Origin of the sequence: Erythrobacter cryptus DSM 12079 (assembly GCF_000422985.1) — a bacterium.
Classification (GTDB): domain Bacteria; phylum Pseudomonadota; class Alphaproteobacteria; order Sphingomonadales; family Sphingomonadaceae; genus Erythrobacter; species Erythrobacter cryptus.
Genome location: NZ_AUHC01000009.1, coordinates 65,678 through 86,429, shown reverse-complemented (window position 1 = coordinate 86,429; position 20,752 = coordinate 65,678). Strand labels below are relative to the sequence as shown.

Sequence of the window (20,752 nt, the reverse complement as noted above, 5' to 3'; positions counted from 1 at the left end):
CCGTTCTCGTCGTGCCGCCCGGCTCCGCGCCCGACAGGGGATTGTGATGACCGCTTTCTGGGCCGAGCCCGATTTTGACGCGCACGAACTGGTGCAGCTGGTGCACGATAGGGCAAGCGGGCTGACCGCGATCATCGCGATCCATTCCACCCATTGCGGCCCGGCGGCGGGCGGCACCCGCTTCTGGCACTATGCCGATCCGGCCGCGGCGATGCGCGATTGCCTCAGGCTCGCGCGCGGGATGAGCTACAAGAACGCCATGGCCGGCTTGCCGCTGGGCGGGGGCAAGGCGGTGATCCTGGCCGACCCTGAGCGCACCAAGACGCAGGCCATGCTCGCGGCCTTCGGCGATGCGATCGCGGCGCTCGGCGGGCGCTATGTCACCGCCGAGGATGTCGGCATGAGCGAAGCTGACATGGTGGCGATCGCCGCGCGCACCGTCCATGTCTCCGGCCTGCCGGTCAAGGGCGCGGGCGAGGCCGGGGGCGATCCCGGGCCGTTCACCGCGCAAGGCATCTATCTCGGCATCAAGGCGGCGGTGCGCCACCAGCTCGGCAAGGACAGCCTTGCCGGGGTGCATGTGGCGCTCCAGGGCACGGGCAGCGTTGGCGGCGGGGTGGCGCGGCTGCTGGCGCGCGACGGGGCGCGCCTCACGCTTGCCGATATTGATGCGGGCCGCGCTGCGGCGCTGGCGGCAGAGCTGGGCGCGGCGCATGTGCCGAGCGAGGCGATCATGACAACGCCCTGCGATGTCTTCAGCCCCAATGCCTTGGGCGCCATCCTCGATGAGGCGCGCATTGCCGCGCTCGATTGCGCGATCGTGGCGGGCGGGGCCAACAACCAGCTTGCCCGGCCCGAGCACGGCGCGCTGCTGGCACAGCGCGGCATCCTCTATGCCCCCGATTACGTCATCAACGCCGGGGGGATCATCTCGGTGGGGATCGAATATCTCGCCCGGCGCGAAGGGCGCCGCGCCGATCTTGCCGAGGTCACCCGGCTGATCGGCCAGATCCCCGCGCGGCTCGAGACCATCTGGCAGGAAAGCGCGGCGCGCGGCGAACCTGCCGACGTGGTGGCCGACCGCATGGCGCAGAAGCTGATCGGGCGGGGCTGATCGGTCGGGGCTGATCGGGCCTTGGCGGCGGGAACGAATTCGCCCTTGGGTGAATTGCCTTATCGTCCGGTTCGGGTGTAAGGCTGCCCCCGCGCCAAAGCGACCCATCATGCACATCTACGCCAATCCCACCCGTTTCCTGTCGCTGGCCAAGTGGCTCACCCCGCTCCTGTTCTGGAGCGGGCTGGTGATTGCGCTCGGCGCGGTTGGCTGGGGCCTCTTGGCGGTGCCGCCCGACCGGCTGATGGGCGAGACCGTGCGCATCCTGTTCATCCACGTGCCGGCCGCGTGGCTCGGCATGGGCGGCTGGGCGGGGATTGCGATCGCCTCTGCCATGCTGCTGATCTGGAAGCATCCGCTCGCCGCCATCGCCGCGCGCGCGATTGCCGTGCCGGGGATGGTGTTCTGCGCCATCTGCCTTGCCACCGGCTCGATCTGGGGGCGGCCCACCTGGGGCACCTGGTGGGAATGGGACGGGCGGCTGACCAGCATGCTCGTGCTGTTGTTCCTCTATGCCGGCTATCTGGCGCTCACCGAGGCGGCCAGCCGCGAGGGCGGATCGAGCCGCATTGCCGCGATCTTCGGGATGGTCGGCGCGATCAACGTGCCGATCATCAACCGCTCTGTGGTGTGGTGGAACTCGCTCCACCAGCCGCCCAGCATCACCGCAGGCAAGAGCGCGATTGAGGCGACCTTCCTGGTGCCGCTGCTGGTGGCGGTGCTGGGCTTCTCGCTGCTGTTCGGCGGGATCGTGCTGATGCGGATGCGCACGCTGATCGCCGAGGGTCAGGTCGAAGCGCGGTTGCGCCGCCGCGCGCTCGAGGATGAGACGCCGCCGGCGGCGGCGGGCGTGGCAATGGAGCAGGCCTGATGCGCGAGGCACTCGACCAATGGGATTTCGTGATCCTCGCCTATGCCGTCTCTACGATTGCGCTTGGCGCGCTCATCATCTGGGCCTGGCGCGCCATGCACCGGGCCGAGGCGCGGCGCGATGCGACGCGGCGGCGCTGACAGGGAGCACACGATGAAGGCCAAGCATCAACGCCTTGTGCTGGTGGTGATCGCGCTGGTGGCGATCATCGGGGCTGGCCTGCTTGCCGCCTGGGCGCTGCGCAACCAGGCCAATTATTTCTACCTGCCCGAGCAAATGGCGGCTGATCCGCCCGCGGTGGGCCAGGCGGTGCGGCTCGGCGGCATGGTCGAGAAGGGCTCGCTCACCACCGCTGCTGATGGCGTCACCGTCACCTTCCGGGTCACCGGCAACAGCGATGCGGCGATCCCGGTACGCTACACCGGCATCCTGCCCGATCTGTTCGTTGAAGGCTCGGGCGTGGTGGCCGAGGGCAGCCTCGGGGCGGACGGGGTGTTCCGCGCCACCAACCTCCTGGCCAAGCACGATGAGAACTATGTGCCCCGCGAGCTTGAGGGTATGGACACGGCGGCAGCGGCCAAGATGGCCTCTGAAACCACGGTGGGGCTGAACTGATCGTGCCACGCAGCAAGCCCGTGCGCCCGGAGGCGGCGCGATGATCGCCGAGATCGGCCTTGCCGCCCTGTGGCTCGCAGCGGCGCTCGCGGCCTTGCAGCTCGTTGCCGGGGCGGCGGCGCTGCGCGGGGGTGAGGGCGCGGCAAGCCCGCTCGCGCTCTATGCCCGCCCGGCCGCGGTGGTGCAGGCGCTGCTCGCCAGCCTTGCCTTTGCCATGCTGCTCTATGCCTTTGCCGTCACCGATCTTTCGATCAAGCTGGTGGCGACCAATTCGCATTCGATGAAGCCCTTCATCTACAAGCTCACCGGCACCTGGGGCAATCATGAGGGCTCGATGCTGCTGTGGGTCACGGTGCTGGCGGTCTCCGGGGGCCTGCTCGCCGCCTTCGAGCGCCGCCTGCCCGAGCGCACCCTGGGCGCGACGCTGGCGGTGCAGGGCTTCGTCGCGCTCGGCTTCTATGCCTTCCTGCTCTTGTCCTCCAACCCCTTCGAGCGCCTGCCCGTGCCCGCCGCCGAGGGCAGCGGCCTCAACCCGCTGCTCCAGGACATCGGCCTCGCCTTCCACCCGCCCACGCTCTATGCCGGCTATGTCGGCCTCTCGGTCGCCTTCAGCCTGGCGATGGGGGCGCTGCTCACCCGCGCGGTCGGCCCGGCCTTTGCCCGGGTGATGCGCCCCTGGGTGCTGGGGGCCTGGGTGCTGCTGACGCTGGGGATCACCGCCGGCTCCTACTGGGCCTATTACGAGCTGGGCTGGGGTGGCTGGTGGTTCTGGGACCCGGTCGAGAATGCCTCGCTGATGCCCTGGCTCGCGGCCACCGCGCTGCTCCATTCGGTGAGCGTGCTCGCCGCGCGCGATGCCCTGCGCACCTGGACGATCATGCTCGGCGTGCTCGCCTTCTCGATGTCGATGCTCGGCACCTTCCTGGTGCGCTCGGGCGTGCTCACCAGCGTGCACGCCTTTGCCGTCGATCCCGAGCGCGGGGCCTTCATCCTCGGCCTGCTCGCGCTCTATATCGGCGGGGCCTTTGCCATCTTTGCCCTGCGCGCCGGAGCGGTGGCCGAAGGCAAGCGCTTTGCCGCGCTGAGCCGCGAGGGCGCGCTGGTGTTCAACAATGTCATGCTCTCGGCGATCTTGGGGATCGTGCTCTTGGGCACGCTCTATCCCTTGCTCACCGAAGCCTTTGACGTGCGCGTCTCGGTCGGCCCGCCCTATTTCAACCCGGCGAGCGCGATCTTTGCCGTGCCGATGCTGCTGGTGATGGCGGTGGGCCCGCTGCTGCGCTGGCGCGCGGACAGGCCGGAGCGCATCCAGTTCGAGGTGATGCTGGTGGCCGCGCTCATCATCGGCGTGATCGCGGCGGTGAGCTTCTTCGGCTCCTTCCCCTTCCTGCCGCTCCTTGGCCTTGGCCTTGCCGCGGGGCTTGGCGTTGCGGCCTTCCTGCCGCTGCGCGGGCGCCGGCTCGCCCGCGTGCCGGTGGCGACCTGGGGCATGGTGCTGGCGCATTTTGGGGTCGCGGTGGCGCTCTTCGGCATGGCCTCGGAAGGCGCCTTCACCAAGGAGCGCCTCGCCGCGGTGGCGCCAGGGGGCAGTGTCGAGGTTGGCGATTTTGCCGTGACGCTCGAGCGCGTGGTGCCCGTGGCCGGGCCCAACTGGACCGCGATCGAGGCGCGCCTTGCGGTGCGCCAAGGTGATGGCGCGCCGGTGATCCTCACCCCCCAGGCGCGCAATTTCTGGTCGCCGCCGCAATCGACCAGCGAAAGCGCGCTCCTCACCCGCTGGAACGGCCAGCTTTATGCGGTGATCGGCAATCAGGCCGCCGATGGGCGCTGGCAGCTGCGGCTGTGGTGGAAGCCCTTTGTCACCTTCATCTGGTATGGCGGGATGCTGATTGCGCTCGGCGGCGTGCTGGCGATCGCGGGCCGGGTGCGGGTCGATCTCAAGCGGCGCATGGCGCGCCGCCAGGGCGCGGCGCGGCGGGCCGATCTCGAAGCGCTTGCCGGCGCCCCGGTTCCGGCGGAATAGGCTCTCATGGCGCGCCGTCTTGCCCTGTGGGTGCCGCTTGGCCTGTTCGCCTTCTTCGCCGGCCTTGCCGCCTATATGCTCACGCAGGATAAGGACCAGTTCGTCGAAAGCGCGATGATCGGTCAGCCGCTGCCCGATTTCGCGCTTCAGCCGGCCTTTGCCGGGCTGCCCGGCCTTGCGCGGGCCGATCTCGTCGGGGGGAAGCCGCGCCTGCTCAACATCTGGGCAAGCTGGTGCCTGCCCTGCATCGCCGAAGCGCCCCAGCTCGAGGCGCTCAAGGCACGCGGGGTCGAAATCGTCGGCATCGCCATCCGCGATCGGCCCGAGGATGTCGCCGCCTTCCTTGCCCGCCATGGCAATCCCTATAGCCGCATCGGCGCCGATCCCATTTCCGAGGTGCAGCTGGCGATCGGTTCCTCGGGCGTGCCCGAGACCTTCGTGATCGATGCCAAGGGCGTGATCCGCTATCAGCACATCGGCGATATTCGGCCCGAACACGTGCCGCTGCTGCTGAAAGAGCTGGAGAAGGCGAAATGATCCGCGCTTTGCTCGTCCTTCTCGCGGCCCTCATCGCCTTGCCGGCGCTGGCGCAGGACACCATGCCGCCTGCCCCTTACGCCTATACTCAGCTTGAAGACCCGGCGCTCGAGGCCAGGGCCGCCGCGCTGATGCACACGCTGCGCTGCCTCAAGTGCCAGTCGCAATCGATCGCCGATTCGGATGCGCCGATGGCCGGTGACATGCGCCACCAGGTGCGCAGCCGCATCCTTGCCGGCGAAAGCCCGGAGGAGATCCGCGCCTGGCTGATCGCGCGCTATGGTGACTATGTCAGCTACGAGCCGCGGGTCAGCACCACCACCTGGCCGCTTTTCGTGATCCCCGCGCTGGTGATCCTGATCGCCGCCGGGGTGCTGCTGCGCCGGCTCGGGCGGCGCCGCGGCGGGGCGGGGGGGGAGGAAGCATGATCGCCACCTGGCTTGCGGTCGGCGCGCTGGCGCTTGGCGCCTTTGCCTTTGCGGTACTGGTGCTGCGCCTGCCGCGCGAAGGGCTGGCGCTGTTCGGCGCGGTGCTGGCGCTTGGCCTTGCGGGCTATGCCTGGCAGGGTTCGCCCGGGCTTGCCGCGGCCCCCAAGGCCCCCGGCGGGGCGATGAATAATGAGGGCGAAGCCATGGTCGAGGGCCGCGCCGCGCTGTTCGACCGTGCGGTGCCGCCGCCCGATTATATCGTCACCTCCGATGCCTTTGCCCGGCGCGGGCAGTTTGCCGATGCCGCCGGCCTGCTCCAGCGCGGCCTGGCCGAAAACCCGCGCGATCTTGAAGGCTGGCTCGCGCTCGGCCTCGCGCTCATCGGCCATGCCGATGGCAATGTCACCCCGGCGGCGGTCGAGGCCTTCAACCGCGCTCGGGCCATCGATCCGGCCCATCCGGGGGCGGAATATTTCCTCGGCTATGCCTATCTCCAGAGCGGCGAGGTGCGCGCCGCGCGCGACATCTGGGCCGGGCTGGTGGCGCGCTCGCCCGCCGATGCGCCGTGGCGCGAGGGGCTGGCGGCCGCGGTCGCACGGCTCGATGCGATGATCGCGCGCGCCCCGATGCTTCAGGGCCGATAACGGCTGCGGGTCAGCGGCAAGGCCGATGTTGCAGGTGCGAAAGGCTGGTGCTAGGCGCGCGCCCTTGATCGCCGGAGTCGCACCGGCCCCATGGGCAGTACCGAGTTGACGGGAAATCCGCTTGCCATGAGCACCACTTCCACAATCGCCGATCCCAAGGCCGGGCATGGCCATGCCCATGCCGCCTCCACCCTGACGCTGGCGATCGGCGCGATGGGGGTGGTGTTCGGCGATATCGGCACCAGCCCGCTTTATGCCTTTCGCGAAACCTTTGCCTCGCACCATGGGGTGCCGGGTATCGAGCCGGATGCGCAGCACATCCACGGGGTGCTCAGCCTCGTGTTCTGGTCGATGATGATGGGGGTGACGGTCAAATATGTCATCACCATCATGCGCGCCGACAACCGCGGCGAGGGCGGGAGCCTGGCGCTGCTGGCGCTGATCAAGCGTACCTCGGACAAGGCCGGGTGGACCGGGCCGCTGGTGCTGCTCGGGGTGTTTGCCACCGCGCTGTTCTATGGCGACAGCATGATCACCCCGGCGATCTCGGTGCTCTCGGCGACCGAAGGGCTGCAATATATCGTCCCGGGTTTCGAGCCGTGGATCGTGCCCACCGCGGTGGCGATCCTCGTTTGCCTGTTCGCGCTGCAATCGCGCGGCACCGACCGGGTGGGCAAGCTCTTCGGCCCGGTGATGATGACCTATTTTGCCATGCTGGCAACGCTGGGGGTGATGCATCTCATCGCCAACCCGATGATCATTCTTGCGACCATCAATCCCCTCAACGCGGTGCAGTTCTTCATCACCGATGGCTATGTCGCCTTCATTGCGCTGGGCAGCGTGGTGCTGGCGGTGACCGGGGCCGAGGCGCTCTATGCCGACATGGGCCATTTCGGACGCAAGCCGATCGCGCTTTCCTGGCTCACCTTCGTCTATCCGGCGCTGATGCTCAACTACATGGGCCAGGGCGCGCTGATCCTCTCGCAGACCTCGCCCGAGGCCGCCGCGGTGCTGATCGAGGATCCCTTCTTCCTGATGATCCCCGATATGGTGCGCGTCCCAGTGATCATCCTCGCGCTGCTCGCCACCATCATCGCCAGCCAGGCGGTGATCTCGGGCGCCTTCAGCCTCACCCAGCAGGCGATCCAGCTCGGCTTCATGCCGCGCATGGAAATCCGCCACACCAGCGCCGCGGCGGCAGGGCAGATCTACATCCCGGTGATCAACTGGGGGCTGATGGTGATGGTGATCCTGCTGGTGCTGTTCTTCCAGTCATCGAGCAACCTTGCCGCGGCCTATGGCATCGCGGTGACCGGCGCGATGTTCATCGACACGCTGCTCTTGGCCGGCGTGCTGTTCAGCCTGTGGCGCTGGCCGTGGTGGAAGGCGCTGCCGCTGGTGGTGGCCTTCCTCATCGTCGATATTGCCTATTTCGGCGCCAACCTCGTCAAGGTGCCGAGCGGCGGGTGGGTGCCGCTGCTGATCGGCTTTGTCATCTTCACCCTGCTCACCACCTGGTCGCGCGGGCGCGAGTTGATGCGCGCGAGCATGGCCGAGAGCGAGCTGCCGATCGAGATCTTCGCCAAGAGCGCGCATAACAGCGCCACCCGGGTGCCGGGCACCTCGGTGTTCATGGCCTCGACCAATACCGGCGTGCCCAGCGCGCTCTTGCACAACATCAAGCACAACAAGGTGCTGCACGAACGGGTGCTGATCCTCACCGTGGCGGTGCAGGGCGTGCCCTATGTCGATGAGGCCGAGCGCTACGAGTGCAAGGATCTTGGCAACGGCTTTTACCGGGTGACGATCAATTGCGGCTTCCTCGAGGAAACCGACGTGCCCAGCCTGCTCAAGCGCCTCGATCTGTGCGGCGCGCCCTTCGACATGATGCAGACGAGCTTCTTCCTTTCGCGCCAGACGCTGCTGCCTTCCTCCAAGCCCGGCATGGCGATCTGGCGCGAAAAGCTGTTCGCCTGGATGCTGCGCAATGCGGCGAGCGCGATGGAGTTCTTCAAGCTGCCCACCAACCGGGTGGTGGAACTGGGCAGCCAGGTGGAGATCTAGCCCTCGGCCGGAGGATCGCCCGCCTCTGCCTGGCCCTCAAGGCTCATGCCGTGGCGCATCAGCAGCGGGATCTGGCTGAAGGTGAAGAGGAAGGTGAGCGGCAGGAACACCCAGAGCTTGGCCCACAGCCAGCTTTCAAAACTCAGCTGCGCGCGCAGCCCCTCGTTGAGCAGGGCAAGGGCGAGGAAGAACACCCCCCAGTTGCGCGAGAGCTTCAGCCAGCCCTCATCCGTCAGGCCCTCGAAGGCGGCCTCGAGCAGCACCTTGAGCAGCGCCTTGCCGGCCAGCACCCCGCCAAGGAGCGCAATCCCGAAGCAGGCATAGATGATCGTCGGCTTCAACTGCACGAAGGTGGGATCGCCGAAGAAGATGGTGAGGCTGCCGAAGCCGACGATGAGCGCGGTGGAAAACCACAGCATCGGCGAGACCTTGCCGAGCCGCCACTTCGAGACGGCAAGCGCGATCACCGCGGCGAGCATGAAGGCGGCGGTGCCGGCGATGATCGCCGAAAGCTCGCCCACCGGATCGGGATCGGCCGGGGCCTTCCAGCGATAGACGCCAAGGAACACCAGCAGCGGGCCATAATCGACCGCGACATTGAGCCAGCTCGAGGCCGCTTTCCTGCCTTCGCCGTCAGCCATCACGCCACCCCCGCGATCACCCGGGCCACCAGATCGGGATCGAAGGGCCTCAGGTCATCCATCTTCTCGCCCACCCCGATGGCATGGATCGGAAGGCCATATTGCTCCGCCGCGGCCACCAGCACCCCGCCGCGCGCGGTGCCATCGAGCTTGGTCATGATGAGACCGGTCACGCCCGCGACCTCGCGGAACACGTCGATCTGGGCGAGCGCGTTCTGCCCGTTGGTGGCATCGAGCACCAGCACCACATCATGCGGGGCTGCCGGGTTGAGCCGCCCCAGCACCCGGCGGATCTTGGCCAGTTCGTCCATCAGCTCGGTCTTGTTCTGGAGGCGCCCGGCGGTATCGACGATCAGCGCGTCGATGCCGCTGGCGGTGGCCTGCTTGACCGCGTCGAACACGATCGCCGCCGGATCGCCGCCCTCCGGCCCCTTGACGATATCGACCCCGATGCGCTCGGCCCAGGTGGCCAGCTGGCCGATCGCGGCGGCGCGGAAGGTGTCGCCCGCGGCCAGCAGCACGCCGTAATCATCCTCCTTGAACAGGTGGGCGAGCTTGGCGATCGTCGTGGTCTTGCCCGAGCCATTGACCCCGATCACCAGGATCACCTGGGGGCGCGGAAAGGCGGTGATCTCGAGCGGCTTGGCCACCGGGCGCAGGATCGCGGCGATCTCCTCGGCCACGGCCTCCTTCAGTTCGCGGGTGGTGATCTCGAGGCCGAAGCGCTTGTCGGCGAGGCGCTGGCGGATGCGCCGCGCCGCGGCGGGGCCGAGATCGGAGAGGATCAGCGCATCCTCGACCTCATCGAGCGTTGCCTCGTCGAGCCGCGCGCTGGCGCCGCCCGCGCCGGCGAGGTTGGCGGCAAGGCGCTGCGAGGTCTTGGCAAAGCCGCCGAGCAGGCGCTCCGTCCAGCTGGTCTCACTCATGCGAGCAGGCCCTCCTGAAGGCTGCTTGGGGTAAGGGTGATGAGCGTGCCCGGCGCCGTGCCCGCGGGCAGCGCGACGGGGGCGAAGTTGGGGGCATGGCCGGTGCCGCCGCGCTCGGCAAGCACTTCGAGCGGCTGGCCCACGAGGCTGTGGAGCCAGGCGCTGCGCCGCGCCGCGGCACGCGCGCGCAGCTCGGCCGCGCGGGCCTTGACGAGATCGCGCGGCAGCTGCGGCATTCGCGCCGCCGGGGTGCCGGGGCGGGGCGAGAAGGGGAAGACATGGGCATGGACGATCTCGAGTTCATCGATGATCGCAAGGCTCTGTGCGTGGTGCGCCGCGGTTTCGGTGGGAAAGCCGGCGATGAGATCGGCGCCGATGGCGATCTCGGGCCGCGCGGCCTTGAGCCGGGCCACCAGTTCCAGCGCATCGCGGCGCAAATGCCGCCGCTTCATGCGCTTGAGGATCAGATCGGCCCCATGCTGGAGCGAGAGGTGGAGATGCGGCATCACCCGCGCTTCCTGCGCGATGAGTTCACAGAGCAGCGGGTCGATCTCGATCCCGTCGAGCGAGGAGAGCCGCAGGCGGGCAAGCTGGGGGAAGGCATCGAGGATCGCGCGCACCAGCGCGCCGAGCCGCGGGGTGCCGGGAAGATCATGGCCCCAGCTGGTAAGGTCAACCCCGGTGAGCACCACTTCGCGCGCCCCTGCGGCAAGCGCCTCCTCGACCGCGCGCAAGGCCTCGGCAAGGCTTGCCGAACGGCTTGGCCCGCGCCCTTGCGGAATGGCGCAGAAGGTGCAGGCATGATCGCAGCCGTTCTGCACCGGCACGAAGGCGCGGGTGCGCGCCGGGGCAGGCGCGCGCGCGGCGCGGGCAGGCGAGGGCGTGGGCGAGGGTAAGGGCGCAAGGCTCCAGGCGGCAGGATCGAGCTTGGCGGCGTTGGGCACCAGGGCATCGACCTCGGGCATGGCGGCGATCGCCTCGCGGTCGATCTCGGCGGCGCAGCCCGTTACCACCAGCCGCGCGCTGGGCTGGGCGCGGCGCGCGCGGCGGATCGCCTGGCGGGTCTGGCGCAGCGCCTCGCCGGTGACCGCGCAGGAATTGATCACCACGAGATCGCTCTTGCCCGCCAGCAGGGTGCGCAGCCGCTCACCTTCGGCAAGGTTGAGCCGGCATCCGAGCGCGATCACCCTGGGCGCGTTCATGTGTGCGCCCCGGTGGGCGCGGCATAGTCCTGCCAGCGGAATTGGCCGCGAAAGCTCTCCGCGGCGGGGCCATGCATGAGGATGCTGCCGCCCTCCTGCCAGGTGATGACGAGATCGCCCCCGGGCAGCGACACGCGCACCGGGCTTGCGGCCAGCCCCTTGCGGATCGCCGCCACGGCGCTGGAGCAGGCGCCGGTGCCGCAGGCGCGGGTGAGCCCCGCCCCGCGCTCCCAGACGAACAGCCGCAGGTGATCCTTTCCGGCGAGGCTCGCGACATTGACATTGACCCTTTCGGGAAACAGCGGGTCGTGCTCGATCATCGGCCCCAGCGTCGCGAGCGGCACCGCCGCGGCATCATCGACGAAGAACACCACATGCGGATTGCCGACATTGATCGCCATCGGCGCCGCAAGCCCGTCCCAGCCCACCGGCATGGCGAAGGTGTCGAGCGGATAGGCAAGCGGGATCGCGGCCCAGTCAAACCGGGGCGTGCCCATATCCACCGCGGCGCCGCCCGCCTCGGGTGTGAGCGTGATCGGCCCGCCGCCGGTGGCGATCGTCACCGGCGCGCCGTGGAGCAGCGCCACGGCCCGGGCGGCATTGCCGCAGGCGCCCACCTCGCTGCCATCGCGGTTGAAGATGCGCATGCGAAAGGCGTGCGTGTCATCGGGTTCGAGCAGCACCAACTGGTCGCAGCCGATCCCGGTGCGCCGGTCAGCGAGCGCGCGCACCACCGCAGGAGTGAGCGGCGGCAGCGGCGCTGTGCGGGCATCGAGCACGATGAAATCATTGCCGAGCCCGTGCATCTTGACGAAGGGGATGGTGTCACTCACGCCGAGCGCCTCTATGCCCGCGCGCGCCTCGCGTCCAGCCCCGCGCGCTCAGGGCGCGGGCGGGCGATCAGGATTGCGCGCTGCGCGGCTGGCTTGTCGCTTCGCAAGCGCCGCCGGGCGTGCCCGCCGCCCCGGCTGGCGGACGCCCGGCCTGCGGGGCGAGCTTGCCTGCGGCGCTGAGCCGCGCGCGCACCGCCTCTCCATCCTCGGGCTGGCCGTAGACATAGCCCTGCGCCTTGAGGCGGCCGAGGCTCTTTAAGCTCTCGAGAATGGTGGCATCCTCCACCCCTTCGGCAGTGATCGGCAGATCGAGCCCGCGCCCCAGGGTGATGATCGCCTCGATGATCGGCGAGCGCGGCCCCGGCTGGCGCAGTTCGCGCACGAAATTGCGGTCGATCTTGATGCGGTCGAAGGGCAGGCTGCGCAGCTGCTCGAGGCTGGAATAGCCGGTGCCGAAATCATCGAGGCTGATGCGCACCCCCTGGTTGCGCAGCGAGGCGAGCGTCGCGCGCACCAGGGTGATGTTCTCGTGCAGGCAGCTTTCGGTGATCTCGACCTCGAGCCGGTGGGGCGGAAAGCCGGCGCTGACGAGCAGCTTGAGCAGACGCTGGGCGAACCACGGATCGCGCAGCTGCACCGGTGAGATGTTGATCGCCAGCGTCAGGCTCTCGTCCCATTCGCGCGCCTCGGCAAAGGCCTTGGCCATGAGCTGTTCGGAAAGCTCGGAAATGAGTCCGATCTCCTCGGCGATCGGCACGAAGATTTCGGGGCTGACCAGCCCCAGCTGCGGCGATTGCCAGCGCGCCAGCATCTCAAAGCCCACCAGCGCGCCGGTCTCGACATCGATCTGCTGCTCGTAGAAGGGCACGAATTCGCCGCGGGCAAGACCGCGGCGGATGCCGGTTTCAAGCTGGTGGCGGAAGCGCAGTTCGGCCTCCATGCTGGGATCGAACCAGAAGAAGCGGTTTCGCCCCTCCTTCTTGGCGTGGTAGAGCGCCATGTCGGCCCGGTGCATCAGTGCCGCGGCATCGCTCGCCGGGGTTTCGGCCCCGATGGGATCATGGTCGCCCGCGATCCCCACCGAAAGCGTCAGTTCCACCGTCAGCTGGGGCAGGCGGAAGGGATCAGCCATGCTTTCGAACAGGCGGATGACAAGATCGTCGATGCGCTCGGGGTGCTGCGGCGGATAGGGCAGGACAAAGGCGAACTCGTCCCCGCCAAGCCGCGCCAGCGGTGCCTCGCTCGGCAGCAGGTCGCGCAGGCGCTGGCACAGCATCACCAGCACCCCATCGCCGGCGGCATGGCCGTGCACGTCGTTGATCTGCTTGAAATTGTCGAGATCGATCATGCAATAGGCCAGCGCCTCGCCGCGCGCGCGGGCGCGCTGGCGCAGGGCCTCGGTGGCGGCCAGCATGGCGCGCCGGTTGAGGCACTGGGTGAGCGGATCGGTATTAGCCAGCAGCCGCGCGCGCTCCTCGGCGCGGCGGCGCTCGGCGATCTCGCGGGTCAGCTCGCGGTAGCGCCGCCAGCCGAAGATCATCAGCGCAAGGTTGAGCAAGAGGGCATTGACCAGCAGCACATCGGGCTGGCGGCCCTCGCCCAGCAGCGCCTCGAGCGCGCGGGCGACGAGCGAGCCGCCGGTGCCGACCAGCAGGATGCAGGCGGCAGCGGCAATGCCCAGCGCGATCAGATCGCGCTCGGCGCTCACCAAGGGTCGTTCTGGCTCGTGCTCGTTCAACGCCTCTTGCCCCATCACCGGCGGCCTCGCCCGAAAGGCCGCGGGCGGGCCGCCAAGTCTGGCTTGCCTTGCAGACCTTCGCAGATTGCGCTGAAGATCGGGTTAATTCCGCCGCGGCCTCGCAAGCTCGTCGTGCAGGGCTTGGCGCGGGCGGGGCCGAGCGGCTATCGCCGGGCCGAAAGGCAGGCACAGGAGCAGGCGAAGACATGGCCTATTGGCTGATGAAGTCCGAACCCTTCAAATACAGCTGGGACGATCTGGTCGCCGAGGGCGAGGGCACCTGGGACGGGGTGCGCAATTATCAGGCGCGCAACAATCTTGCGGCGATGCAGGTGGGGGACGAGGCCTTCTTCTACCATTCGCGCGAGGGGCTGGAGATCGTCGGCATCTGCACCATCAGCGTCGCCGGGATCACCGATCCCACCGATCCCACCGGCAAGTGGGCGGCGGTGAAGGTGAAGCCCAAGGAGCGCTTTGCCCGCCCGGTGAGCCTTGCGGCGATCAAGGCCGAGCCGCGGCTTGCCCAGATGCAGCTCATCCGCCAGTCGCGCCTCTCGGTCTCGCCGGTGACGCCAGAGGAATGGGCGGTGATCTGCGCCATGGGCCGCGCCTGAGGGGGCAAGCCCCCCCGGTCTGTTTCACGTGAAACATCGAAAACACCGGCAAAGCGGCGCCAGAGCCATGCCAAAGCCGGGCGAGAGGTGGGTGAGCGCCGGGGCCTTGCCCGGCCGCGCGCGGCCTAGCCTGGCCGCGAGCGCAGGCCGCTGATGGTCGCCCCGCTCGCGGCAATGTGTTCAAGATCGGTCACGGCATGGATGAGGCGGATGCCGGGACGATCCTTCGCCTCGGTGAGCGCGGCGATGAAGGCCTCGGTGGTCTCGGCCCGCGCGCTCCAGCCGCCAAAGGCGCGGGCGAGCGCGGCGAAATCGGGATTGGAAAGCGTGGTGGCCGAAACCCGGCCCGGATATTCGCGCTCCTGGTGCATGCGGATGGTGCCATAGGCGCCGTTGTCCACCACCACCACGAGAAGGTTGGCCCCATGTTGCGCCGCGGTGGCAAGTTCCTGCCCATTCATCAGGAAATCGCCATCACCGGCAAGCGCCACCACGCAGCGCTCGGGGAAGCGCAGCGCCGCGGCCACCGCGGCGGGAAGGCCATAGCCCATCGCCCCGCAGGTCGGGGCAAGCTGGCCGGGATAGGCGCTGTAGCGCCAGTAGCGGTGCCACCAGCCGGCAAAATTGCCCGCCCCGTTGCACAGGATCGTATCGGCCGGCAGGGCCTCGCGCATGGCAGCCACGCATGAGGCAAGGTCGAGCGCCGCGCCCGATGGCCTGGGGGTCGCCCATTCCAGCCATTCGCGGTGCGCCTCGGCCCCGGCGCCAAAGGGAATGATCGCGCCCGTGTCCCACAGCGCGGCGCATTCGGCGAACTCATCGGGGCTGCAGCACAGCGCCAGATCGGTGCGATAGACCCGCCCCAGCTCCTCGGGATCGGGGTGGACATGCACCAGCACCTGGCCCGGGTGATCGGGGCTGGGCAGGGTATAGCCTTCGGTGGTCGCCTCGCCCAGCCGTGCGCCCACGGCGAGGATGAGATCGGCATTTCTTATCCGTTCGACCAGCTTGGGATTGGGGCCATAGCCAAGATTGCCGGCATAGACCGGGCTGTCGGGCGCGATCGCATCCTGGCGGCGGAAGGCGGTCGCCACCGGCAGGCCGATCCTTTCGGCAAATTGCTGGAAATAGTGCCGCGCCTTGGCGTTCCACCCGGCCCCGCCGATGATCGCCACGGGGCTTGCCGCATCGGCGATGAGATCGCGCAGCGCGGCCAAGGCATCGGGGCACACCGCCTGGGCCGGGCGCAGCACCATCGGGCGCGGGGCAAGGCTGGCGGGCACGGCTTCGGCGAGCATGTCCTCGGGCAGGGCGAGGACCACCGGGCCGGGCCGCCCGCTGATCGCCACGGCATAGGCGCGCGCCACCAGCTCGGGGATGCGCTGCGGATCGTCGATCCGCGCGGCCCACTTGGCGATCGGCGCGAAGAAGGCGGGAAAATCGATCTCCTGAAAGCCCTCGCGCCCCTGCATCGGGCGCGCCACATCGCCGACGAACAGGATCATCGGCTGCGAATCCTGATGCGCCACGTGCACCCCGATGCTGGCATTGGTGGCGCCGGGCCCGCGGGTGACGAAGGCGATCCCGGGCCGCCCGGTCAGCGCCCCGTCGGCCGCGGCCATGAACGCCGCCCCGCCTTCCTGCCGGCAAGTGACAAGATCGATCTGAGGCCGCTCGACCAGCGCATCGAGCACGGCAAGGAAGCTCTCGCCCGGCACGGTGAAGATCCGCTCGCACCCCTGCGCGATCAGGCAATCGACCAGCAGCGCAGCGGCGCTTGTGGGGCTATCGGACATGCGCGTCTCTCCCGTCATCAGTGGCGTCGAGCGGCTCTAGCCGCGCCGGCGCGGCGGCGCAAATGCGGCCTGTCTCAGCCTGTGACAGCCTCGCCGCAGACCGTTTGCAAGGGTTAAGAAAGTCTTAAAACTGGCGGAAAAGGACAACAGGAGAGTCGCCCATGCGCCGCAGCCTGGTTCTCACCGACGAGAGCGCCCGCCACTGGTTCCGCCGGCTTTTGCCGCCGCATGTCAAGGCCGAGCTGATCCCGATCCCGGCCGAAAGCCTGTGGCGGCTGACCATGGCCGATATGCGCGGGGTGGCCAGCACCTATGTCGCCACCACCGCGGCGGTGCTGGCCTTCATCCTCTAGGGCGCAAATGCGCTAGGCCGCCTCGGGGGCGCGCAGCGCCTCGAGCGCGTGGAGCCGCCGCGCCAGCACCGCCGAGAGGCCGCACAGCACCAGGCTCAAGAGCAATTGCTCGGCCAGCGGAATGCCAAGAAAGCCGAGCCCCCCGGCAATCCCTGCGCCCGCGACCATGAACAGCGAGGAAATGAAGTTGTTGGCCGCAACCGAGCGCGAGGCTTCGGACGTTGCCACCCGGGTGGTGAGGAAGGCATAGAGCGGCACCACGAACATGCCCCCCGCCACCGCGATCAGCAAGAGGTTGGCGATCAGCACCAGCGCCAGCGGCTGGGCGAGAAACTCGCCGACGCTGAACAAGCCGCCCGCGGCAGGCGCAAGGTTCCAGCTGCGGCACAAGAGGTAGAAGCTGATGAGCAGCCCCGCCAGCACCAGCACCGAGGGGGCCGAATAGCGCGCCGAGATATCGCCCTTGAGCAGCGCATTGATCGAGACCGAGCCGATCGCGATCCCGGCCGAAAAGGCCACCAGCATCACCGCGGCGACCTCTTTGTCAGCCAGCAGCAGGTTCTTGGCGAGCGGGATGAACTGCACCGACAGGATCGCCGCGATCGCCCAGAAGAAGCTGATCGCCAGCACCGAATAGCGCAGCTCAAGATTGCCCATGGAAAAGGCGATGAGCGCGCGCGAGGCGCGGATCGGGTTCCAGTCCACCTTGCGCTCGCTGGTCTCGGGCGGGGCGGGGGGGATGAAGCGGCACACGCCATAGCCGATGAGCGCGATCACGATCACCGCCACGGTGCTCGCCATGATCGGCAGCGCCCCGCCCAGCATCATGCCGACGAGGATCGCGACATAGGTGCCCGCCTCGACCAGGCCAGTGCCGGCCAGCACCTCGTCCTTGTGGAGGTGCTGGGGCAGGATCGCGTATTTGATCGGCCCGAAGAAGGTCGAATGCACCCCCATGGCAAAGAGCGCGGTGAACATCAGCGGGATCGCCAGGGTCTCAACCTCGATCCCGCGCGCGGCGAGCACCAGCCCGGTTGCGCCCACGGCCATGATGATGATCTCGGCAAACTTGATCCAGCGGATGATCTTCGTCTTGTCGCGCATGTCGGCAAGCTGGCCCGAGGTGGCCGAGAACAGCACGAAGGGCAGCACGAAGACCGCGGTGGCGATGCCGCTGACGAAGGTCTCCATCGCCGGGGAATCATAGACCTGATAGACCACGAACAGCACCATCGCGTTCTTGAACAGGTTGTCGTTGAGCGCGTTCAGAAGCTGGGTGAGGAACAGCGGCAGGAAGCGGCGCTGGCGCATCAGGCGGGTCGAGGTGGTCATGGGCGGGGCTGATCTGCCTGAGTGCGGGTGGCTTTCCCGGCGGCCATAGCGCGCAGGTGCGCCGAGACAAGGGGCAGAGCGATCGGGGTGGGGCAGGGTGCGGCGCAGGCGCCGAGACCGGCCAGGGCCGGGGATGGCGCAGCGGCGGGGGCTTTTGCCGCCTCGCCAGCCGCGCTAGACCAGCCGCGCGCCATGTCGAGCCTGCCCAATCTCCTCACGCTCTCGCGCATCCTCGCGGTGCCCTTGCTCGCCTTCTTCCTGTGGTGGCCCGCATGGCGGCTGGGCTATCTGGTTGCCTTCGTGCTCTATTGCGTGATCGCGCTCACCGATTTTCTCGATGGCTATCTCGCCCGCGCGCAGGGGACGGTCTCGAAGCTCGGCATCTTCCTTGATCCCATCGCCGACAAGATCATGGTCGCCGCGGTGATCCTGGTGCTCACCGCACAGGGCTATCTGCGCGGGCCCTATGCCGGGGATGTCCACGTGATCGCCGGGCTCATCATCCTCGTGCGCGAGATCGCGGTATCGGGCCTGCGCGAGTTCCTGGGCGGGATCCAGGTCTCGGTGCCGGTCTCGCGGCTGGCCAAGTGGAAGACCACCTTCCAGCTGGTGGCATTGGGCGCGCTGATCCTCGGCGGGGCGGTGCATGGGCCGCCGTGCCAATCGGTGGGCGAGGGCTGCGGCTCGATCGGCGAAAGCTGGGTGCACCTGGTGGGCCTCATCAGCCTGTGGACGGCGGCGGTGCTCACCTGCATCACCGGGTGGGACTATCTGCGCGTCGGCCTCAAGCACATGGATTGACGGCGCGCGGCGCGGGCATCAGCCGGCGCGCAGTTCTTCGGCGAGCAGCTGGAAATCGGCCTCGCGCGGGGAGTTCTTGCGCCAGGCGAGCACGATTTCGCGCTTGGCCGTGGGGCTGTCCACCGGGCGGGCAACAACCTGCGTGCCGGTGAGGATCCCGGCCTTCAAGGCCATTTCAGGGAGCATGGTCAGGCCAAGGTCATTGTCGACCAGCTGCACCAGGGTGTGCAAGCTCGTGCCTATCACGCTGGCGCTGGCCCTCAGTTCGGTGCGGTTGCAGGCGGCGAGCGCGTGATCGCGCAGGCAATGCCCGTCCTCGAGCAGCAGCAAGCGGCCCTGGTCGATCATCTCGGGCTTGATCGAGGGCGGCGGATCGCGCGGATCGCCCGCGGGGAAGGCCACGAACAGGCGATCCTCGGCGATGTGGGCGAGCGCGGCATCGCCGGTGTCATAGGGAAGGGCAAGCAGCACGCAATCGACCCGCCCGTGATGGAGCGATTCGAGCGCGTCCTGGCTGGTCTCCTCGCGCAGCATCAGCTTGAGGTCAGGCCGCTCGCGCTTCAGCCGCGGCAGGATGCGCGGCAGCAGGAAGGGGGCGATGGTGGGGATGACGCTCATGCGCAATTCGCCCGACAAGGGCTTGCCCGCGGCCTGCACCAGATCGGCAAGCTCCTCGGCCTCGCGCAGCAGCCGGCCGGCCTTGGCCACCACCTGTTCGCCCAGCGCGGTGAAGCGCACCACCCGGCGCGAACGTTCCACCAGCGTGACGCCGAGCAGCGATTCGAGTTCGCGGATCCCGGCCGAAAGGGTCGATTGCGAGACAAAGCTCGCCTCGGCTGCCTTGCCGAAATGGCCGTGCTCGTGCAGCGCGACGAGATATTGCAGCTGCTTGATGGTGGGAAGGTAAGTGGTCACCGGGCCCTATTCCGCCGCCAGCGCATCGGGCGCCTGGCCCAGCACCTCGTCGATATGGGTCATCTTGAGCTTGCCCTTCTCGACCGCGAAGGCGAGCTTGCCCTCGACGAGTTCGAGCGCGTCCTTGCCGAACACTTCGTAGCGCCAGCCTTCGAGCACCGGCAGGTTGCGCACGCCCGAGGCCAGCGCCTCAAGCTCATCGGCGCGGGTGAGCAGGCGCGGGGCGACGTCGATCTCGCGCGCGCGGATCTTGAGGAGGAGCTTTAGCAGATCGGCCACCAGCGCGCCCTCGCGGCCGAGCGGGGCGCCCTGCTTGACCTTCTCGGGCATTTCCTCCTTGGGCAGCGGCTCGGCCTCGGCCAGCACCTTCATCAGCCGCTTGCCGATGTCGTTGTCCTTCCACGCCGCCGAAAGCCCGCGCACCTTGGCAAGGTCAGCCTGCACCTTGGGCGGGTGGCTGGCGATATCGGCCAGCGTCTCATCGCGCATGATCCGCCCGCGGGGGATGTTCTTGTGCTGGGCCTCGGCCTCGCGCCAGGCGGCGAGCGCCTTGAGCCGGCCGAGCACCTGGGGATTGCGCCCCGGCTGGCGGATGCGCTTCCACGCCTGGCCGGGATCGGTGAGGTAGTTGGCCGGATCGGCGAGCTTTTCCATCTCGGCATCGAGCCAGGCGCCGCGCCCGGTCTTGATCAGCTTCTTGAGGATGCGCGGGAAGATCGCCGCGAGGTGGGTGACATCACCAATGGCATATTCGATCTGCCGCTCGGTCAGCGGGCGGCGGCTCCAGTCGGTAAAGCGCGCGCCCTTGTCGATGGTGAGGCCCAGCCAGGTTTCAACCAGGTTGGCATAGCCGATCTGTTCGGACTGGCTGATTGCCATCATCGCGATTTGCGTGTCGAAGATCGGGTGCGGGGTCTTGCCGGTCATGTTGACGATGATCTCGACATCCTGCCCGCCGGCGTGGAAGACCTTGAGCACCTCCTCGTTCTCGGTCAGCAGGTGGAGCAGCGGGGCCAGATCGATCCCCTCGGCGAGCGGATCGATCGCGGCGGCCTCCTCGGAGTTGGCGATCTGCACCAGGCACAGTTCGGGCCAATAGGTGTTCTCGCGCATGAATTCGGTATCGACCGCGATAAAGTCGGACTTGGCGAGGCGGTCGCAGAGGTCGGAGAGGGCCTCGGTGGTGGTGATCAGCGGGTGGATCTTCATCTCGTCTTGTGCTCTTGCGGGCGGAGTGCCGCCCTCGGGAATGAACCCGGTTTGCGCCCGCGCCGCTTGACAAAGCGCAAGGCTTCCCCTGTTAGC

General features: G+C 68.4%; 21 protein-coding genes. 12 read left to right on the top strand and 9 right to left on the bottom strand.

What is annotated here, in order from left to right:
• Positions 1–46: 46 nt before the first annotated feature.
• From G524_RS0107225 to G524_RS0107185, 9 genes are all read left to right on the top strand, one after another.
• A complete protein-coding gene (locus G524_RS0107225; protein WP_027443116.1) occupies positions 47–1,114 on the top strand; it encodes a Glu/Leu/Phe/Val family dehydrogenase in 1,068 nt (355 codons plus the stop codon).
• Between the two features lie 109 nt (positions 1,115–1,223).
• Complete coding sequence (gene ccmC / locus G524_RS0107220; protein WP_027443115.1) at positions 1,224–1,985, top strand: heme ABC transporter permease CcmC; 762 nt, start codon at positions 1,224–1,226, stop codon at positions 1,983–1,985.
• Positions 1,985–2,125, top strand: coding sequence for a heme exporter protein CcmD (ccmD, locus tag G524_RS16985; protein WP_169447836.1), 141 nt, complete (start codon positions 1,985–1,987; stop codon positions 2,123–2,125). Before ccmC ends, ccmD begins: the two co-directional genes overlap by 1 nt.
• A 13-nt stretch (positions 2,126–2,138) precedes the next feature.
• Positions 2,139–2,600, top strand: a complete 462-nt coding sequence (ccmE, locus tag G524_RS0107210; RefSeq protein WP_027443114.1) for a cytochrome c maturation protein CcmE — start codon at positions 2,139–2,141, stop codon at positions 2,598–2,600.
• Positions 2,601–2,640: 40 nt separating this feature from the next.
• Entirely contained in the window at positions 2,641–4,623 is a 1,983-nt protein-coding gene (locus tag G524_RS0107205; RefSeq protein WP_027443113.1) for a heme lyase CcmF/NrfE family subunit, read from the top strand.
• A gap of 6 nt (positions 4,624–4,629) precedes the next feature.
• Positions 4,630–5,160 (top strand): DsbE family thiol:disulfide interchange protein, encoded by a 531-nt coding sequence (locus G524_RS0107200; RefSeq protein ID WP_027443112.1) that lies wholly within the window; start codon positions 4,630–4,632, stop codon positions 5,158–5,160.
• Entirely contained in the window at positions 5,157–5,588 is a 432-nt protein-coding gene (locus G524_RS0107195) for a cytochrome c-type biogenesis protein (RefSeq protein ID WP_027443111.1), read from the top strand. Before G524_RS0107200 ends, G524_RS0107195 begins: the two co-directional genes overlap by 4 nt.
• Entirely contained in the window at positions 5,585–6,232 is a 648-nt protein-coding gene (locus G524_RS0107190; RefSeq protein WP_027443110.1) for a tetratricopeptide repeat protein, read from the top strand. Before G524_RS0107195 ends, G524_RS0107190 begins: the two co-directional genes overlap by 4 nt.
• A 126-nt stretch (positions 6,233–6,358) precedes the next feature.
• Entirely contained in the window at positions 6,359–8,296 is a 1,938-nt protein-coding gene (locus G524_RS0107185; protein ID WP_051220970.1) for a potassium transporter Kup, read from the top strand.
• Here the strand turns inward: G524_RS0107185 and G524_RS0107180 are convergent.
• From G524_RS0107180 to G524_RS15250, 5 genes are all read right to left on the bottom strand, one after another.
• The gene (locus tag G524_RS0107180; protein ID WP_027443108.1) at positions 8,293–8,937 is read right to left on the bottom strand and encodes an inner membrane-spanning protein YciB; all 645 of its coding nucleotides are present in this window, start codon (positions 8,935–8,937) and stop codon (positions 8,293–8,295) included. The genes G524_RS0107185 and G524_RS0107180 overlap by 4 nt on opposite strands.
• On the bottom strand, positions 8,937–9,863 hold the full coding sequence (ftsY, locus tag G524_RS0107175; RefSeq protein WP_027443107.1) for a signal recognition particle-docking protein FtsY: 927 nt from the start codon (positions 9,861–9,863) through the stop codon (positions 8,937–8,939). The genes G524_RS0107180 and ftsY overlap by 1 nt, the downstream gene beginning before the upstream one ends.
• Complete coding sequence (locus G524_RS0107170; RefSeq protein WP_027443106.1) at positions 9,860–11,065, bottom strand: MiaB/RimO family radical SAM methylthiotransferase; 1,206 nt, start codon at positions 11,063–11,065, stop codon at positions 9,860–9,862. Before G524_RS0107170 ends, ftsY begins: the two co-directional genes overlap by 4 nt.
• On the bottom strand, positions 11,062–11,871 hold the full coding sequence (gene dapF, locus G524_RS0107165; RefSeq protein ID WP_036857618.1) for a diaminopimelate epimerase: 810 nt from the start codon (positions 11,869–11,871) through the stop codon (positions 11,062–11,064). The genes G524_RS0107170 and dapF overlap by 4 nt, the downstream gene beginning before the upstream one ends.
• A gap of 94 nt (positions 11,872–11,965) precedes the next feature.
• The gene (locus tag G524_RS15250; protein ID WP_245561320.1) at positions 11,966–13,606 is read right to left on the bottom strand and encodes a putative bifunctional diguanylate cyclase/phosphodiesterase; all 1,641 of its coding nucleotides are present in this window, start codon (positions 13,604–13,606) and stop codon (positions 11,966–11,968) included.
• Positions 13,607–13,842: 236 nt separating this feature from the next.
• Here G524_RS15250 and G524_RS0107155 point away from each other — a divergent pair, with 236 nt between their 5' ends.
• Positions 13,843–14,250 carry an EVE domain-containing protein gene (locus G524_RS0107155; RefSeq protein WP_027443104.1) on the top strand — a complete coding sequence of 136 codons (408 nt, stop codon included), beginning with the start codon at positions 13,843–13,845 and terminating at the stop codon, positions 14,248–14,250.
• Between the two features lie 125 nt (positions 14,251–14,375).
• On the opposite strand, the gene G524_RS0107150 is transcribed toward G524_RS0107155, so the two are convergent.
• Positions 14,376–16,046, bottom strand: coding sequence for a thiamine pyrophosphate-binding protein (locus tag G524_RS0107150; RefSeq protein ID WP_027443103.1), 1,671 nt, complete (start codon positions 16,044–16,046; stop codon positions 14,376–14,378).
• Between the two features lie 161 nt (positions 16,047–16,207).
• Between G524_RS0107150 and G524_RS15245 the strand changes: the two genes are divergently transcribed.
• Entirely contained in the window at positions 16,208–16,399 is a 192-nt protein-coding gene (locus tag G524_RS15245) for a hypothetical protein (RefSeq protein ID WP_036857605.1), read from the top strand.
• A gap of 12 nt (positions 16,400–16,411) precedes the next feature.
• Here G524_RS15245 and G524_RS0107140 read toward each other — a convergent pair whose 3' ends face one another.
• Positions 16,412–17,731: an MFS transporter gene (locus G524_RS0107140; protein ID WP_027443102.1), complete on the bottom strand. Its 1,320-nt coding sequence runs from the start codon at positions 17,729–17,731 to the stop codon at positions 16,412–16,414.
• 192 nt (positions 17,732–17,923) lie between these two features.
• On the opposite strand from G524_RS0107140, the gene pgsA reads away from it, so the two are divergent.
• Complete coding sequence (gene pgsA / locus G524_RS0107135) at positions 17,924–18,532, top strand: CDP-diacylglycerol--glycerol-3-phosphate 3-phosphatidyltransferase (protein WP_027443101.1); 609 nt, start codon at positions 17,924–17,926, stop codon at positions 18,530–18,532.
• Between the two features lie 18 nt (positions 18,533–18,550).
• Here pgsA and G524_RS0107130 read toward each other — a convergent pair whose 3' ends face one another.
• Positions 18,551–19,447, bottom strand: coding sequence for a hydrogen peroxide-inducible genes activator (locus G524_RS0107130; RefSeq protein ID WP_027443100.1), 897 nt, complete (start codon positions 19,445–19,447; stop codon positions 18,551–18,553).
• Between the two features lie 6 nt (positions 19,448–19,453).
• On the bottom strand, positions 19,454–20,656 hold the full coding sequence (gene rnd, locus G524_RS0107125; protein ID WP_027443099.1) for a ribonuclease D: 1,203 nt from the start codon (positions 20,654–20,656) through the stop codon (positions 19,454–19,456).
• Between the last annotated feature and the right edge of the window lie 96 nt (positions 20,657–20,752).

Excerpts from the sequence above, each read along its gene's own strand:
- G524_RS0107150 (WP_027443103.1), bottom strand. The coding sequence starts at position 16,046 with ATGTCCGATAGCCCCACAAGCGCCGCTGCGCTGCTGGTCGATTGCCTG.
- G524_RS0107190 (WP_027443110.1), top strand. The coding sequence starts at position 5,585 with ATGATCGCCACCTGGCTTGCGGTCGGCGCGCTGGCGCTTGGCGCCTTT.
- ccmD (WP_169447836.1), top strand. The coding sequence starts at position 1,985 with ATGCGCGAGGCACTCGACCAATGGGATTTCGTGATCCTCGCCTATGCC.
- ccmC (WP_027443115.1), top strand. The coding sequence starts at position 1,224 with ATGCACATCTACGCCAATCCCACCCGTTTCCTGTCGCTGGCCAAGTGG.
- G524_RS0107205 (WP_027443113.1), top strand. The coding sequence starts at position 2,641 with ATGATCGCCGAGATCGGCCTTGCCGCCCTGTGGCTCGCAGCGGCGCTC.
- G524_RS15245 (WP_036857605.1), top strand. The coding sequence starts at position 16,208 with ATGCGCCGCAGCCTGGTTCTCACCGACGAGAGCGCCCGCCACTGGTTC.
- G524_RS0107200 (WP_027443112.1), top strand. The coding sequence starts at position 4,630 with ATGGCGCGCCGTCTTGCCCTGTGGGTGCCGCTTGGCCTGTTCGCCTTC.
- dapF (WP_036857618.1), bottom strand. The coding sequence starts at position 11,871 with ATGCACGGGCTCGGCAATGATTTCATCGTGCTCGATGCCCGCACAGCG.
- G524_RS0107180 (WP_027443108.1), bottom strand. The coding sequence starts at position 8,937 with ATGGCTGACGGCGAAGGCAGGAAAGCGGCCTCGAGCTGGCTCAATGTC.
- G524_RS0107140 (WP_027443102.1), bottom strand. The coding sequence starts at position 17,731 with ATGACCACCTCGACCCGCCTGATGCGCCAGCGCCGCTTCCTGCCGCTG.
- rnd (WP_027443099.1), bottom strand. The coding sequence starts at position 20,656 with ATGAAGATCCACCCGCTGATCACCACCACCGAGGCCCTCTCCGACCTC.
- pgsA (WP_027443101.1), top strand. The coding sequence starts at position 17,924 with ATGTCGAGCCTGCCCAATCTCCTCACGCTCTCGCGCATCCTCGCGGTG.
- ftsY (WP_027443107.1), bottom strand. The coding sequence starts at position 9,863 with ATGAGTGAGACCAGCTGGACGGAGCGCCTGCTCGGCGGCTTTGCCAAG.
- G524_RS0107155 (WP_027443104.1), top strand. The coding sequence starts at position 13,843 with ATGGCCTATTGGCTGATGAAGTCCGAACCCTTCAAATACAGCTGGGAC.
- G524_RS0107185 (WP_051220970.1), top strand. The coding sequence starts at position 6,359 with ATGAGCACCACTTCCACAATCGCCGATCCCAAGGCCGGGCATGGCCAT.
- ccmE (WP_027443114.1), top strand. The coding sequence starts at position 2,139 with ATGAAGGCCAAGCATCAACGCCTTGTGCTGGTGGTGATCGCGCTGGTG.
- G524_RS0107195 (WP_027443111.1), top strand. The coding sequence starts at position 5,157 with ATGATCCGCGCTTTGCTCGTCCTTCTCGCGGCCCTCATCGCCTTGCCG.
- G524_RS0107170 (WP_027443106.1), bottom strand. The coding sequence starts at position 11,065 with ATGAACGCGCCCAGGGTGATCGCGCTCGGATGCCGGCTCAACCTTGCC.
- G524_RS0107225 (WP_027443116.1), top strand. The coding sequence starts at position 47 with ATGACCGCTTTCTGGGCCGAGCCCGATTTTGACGCGCACGAACTGGTG.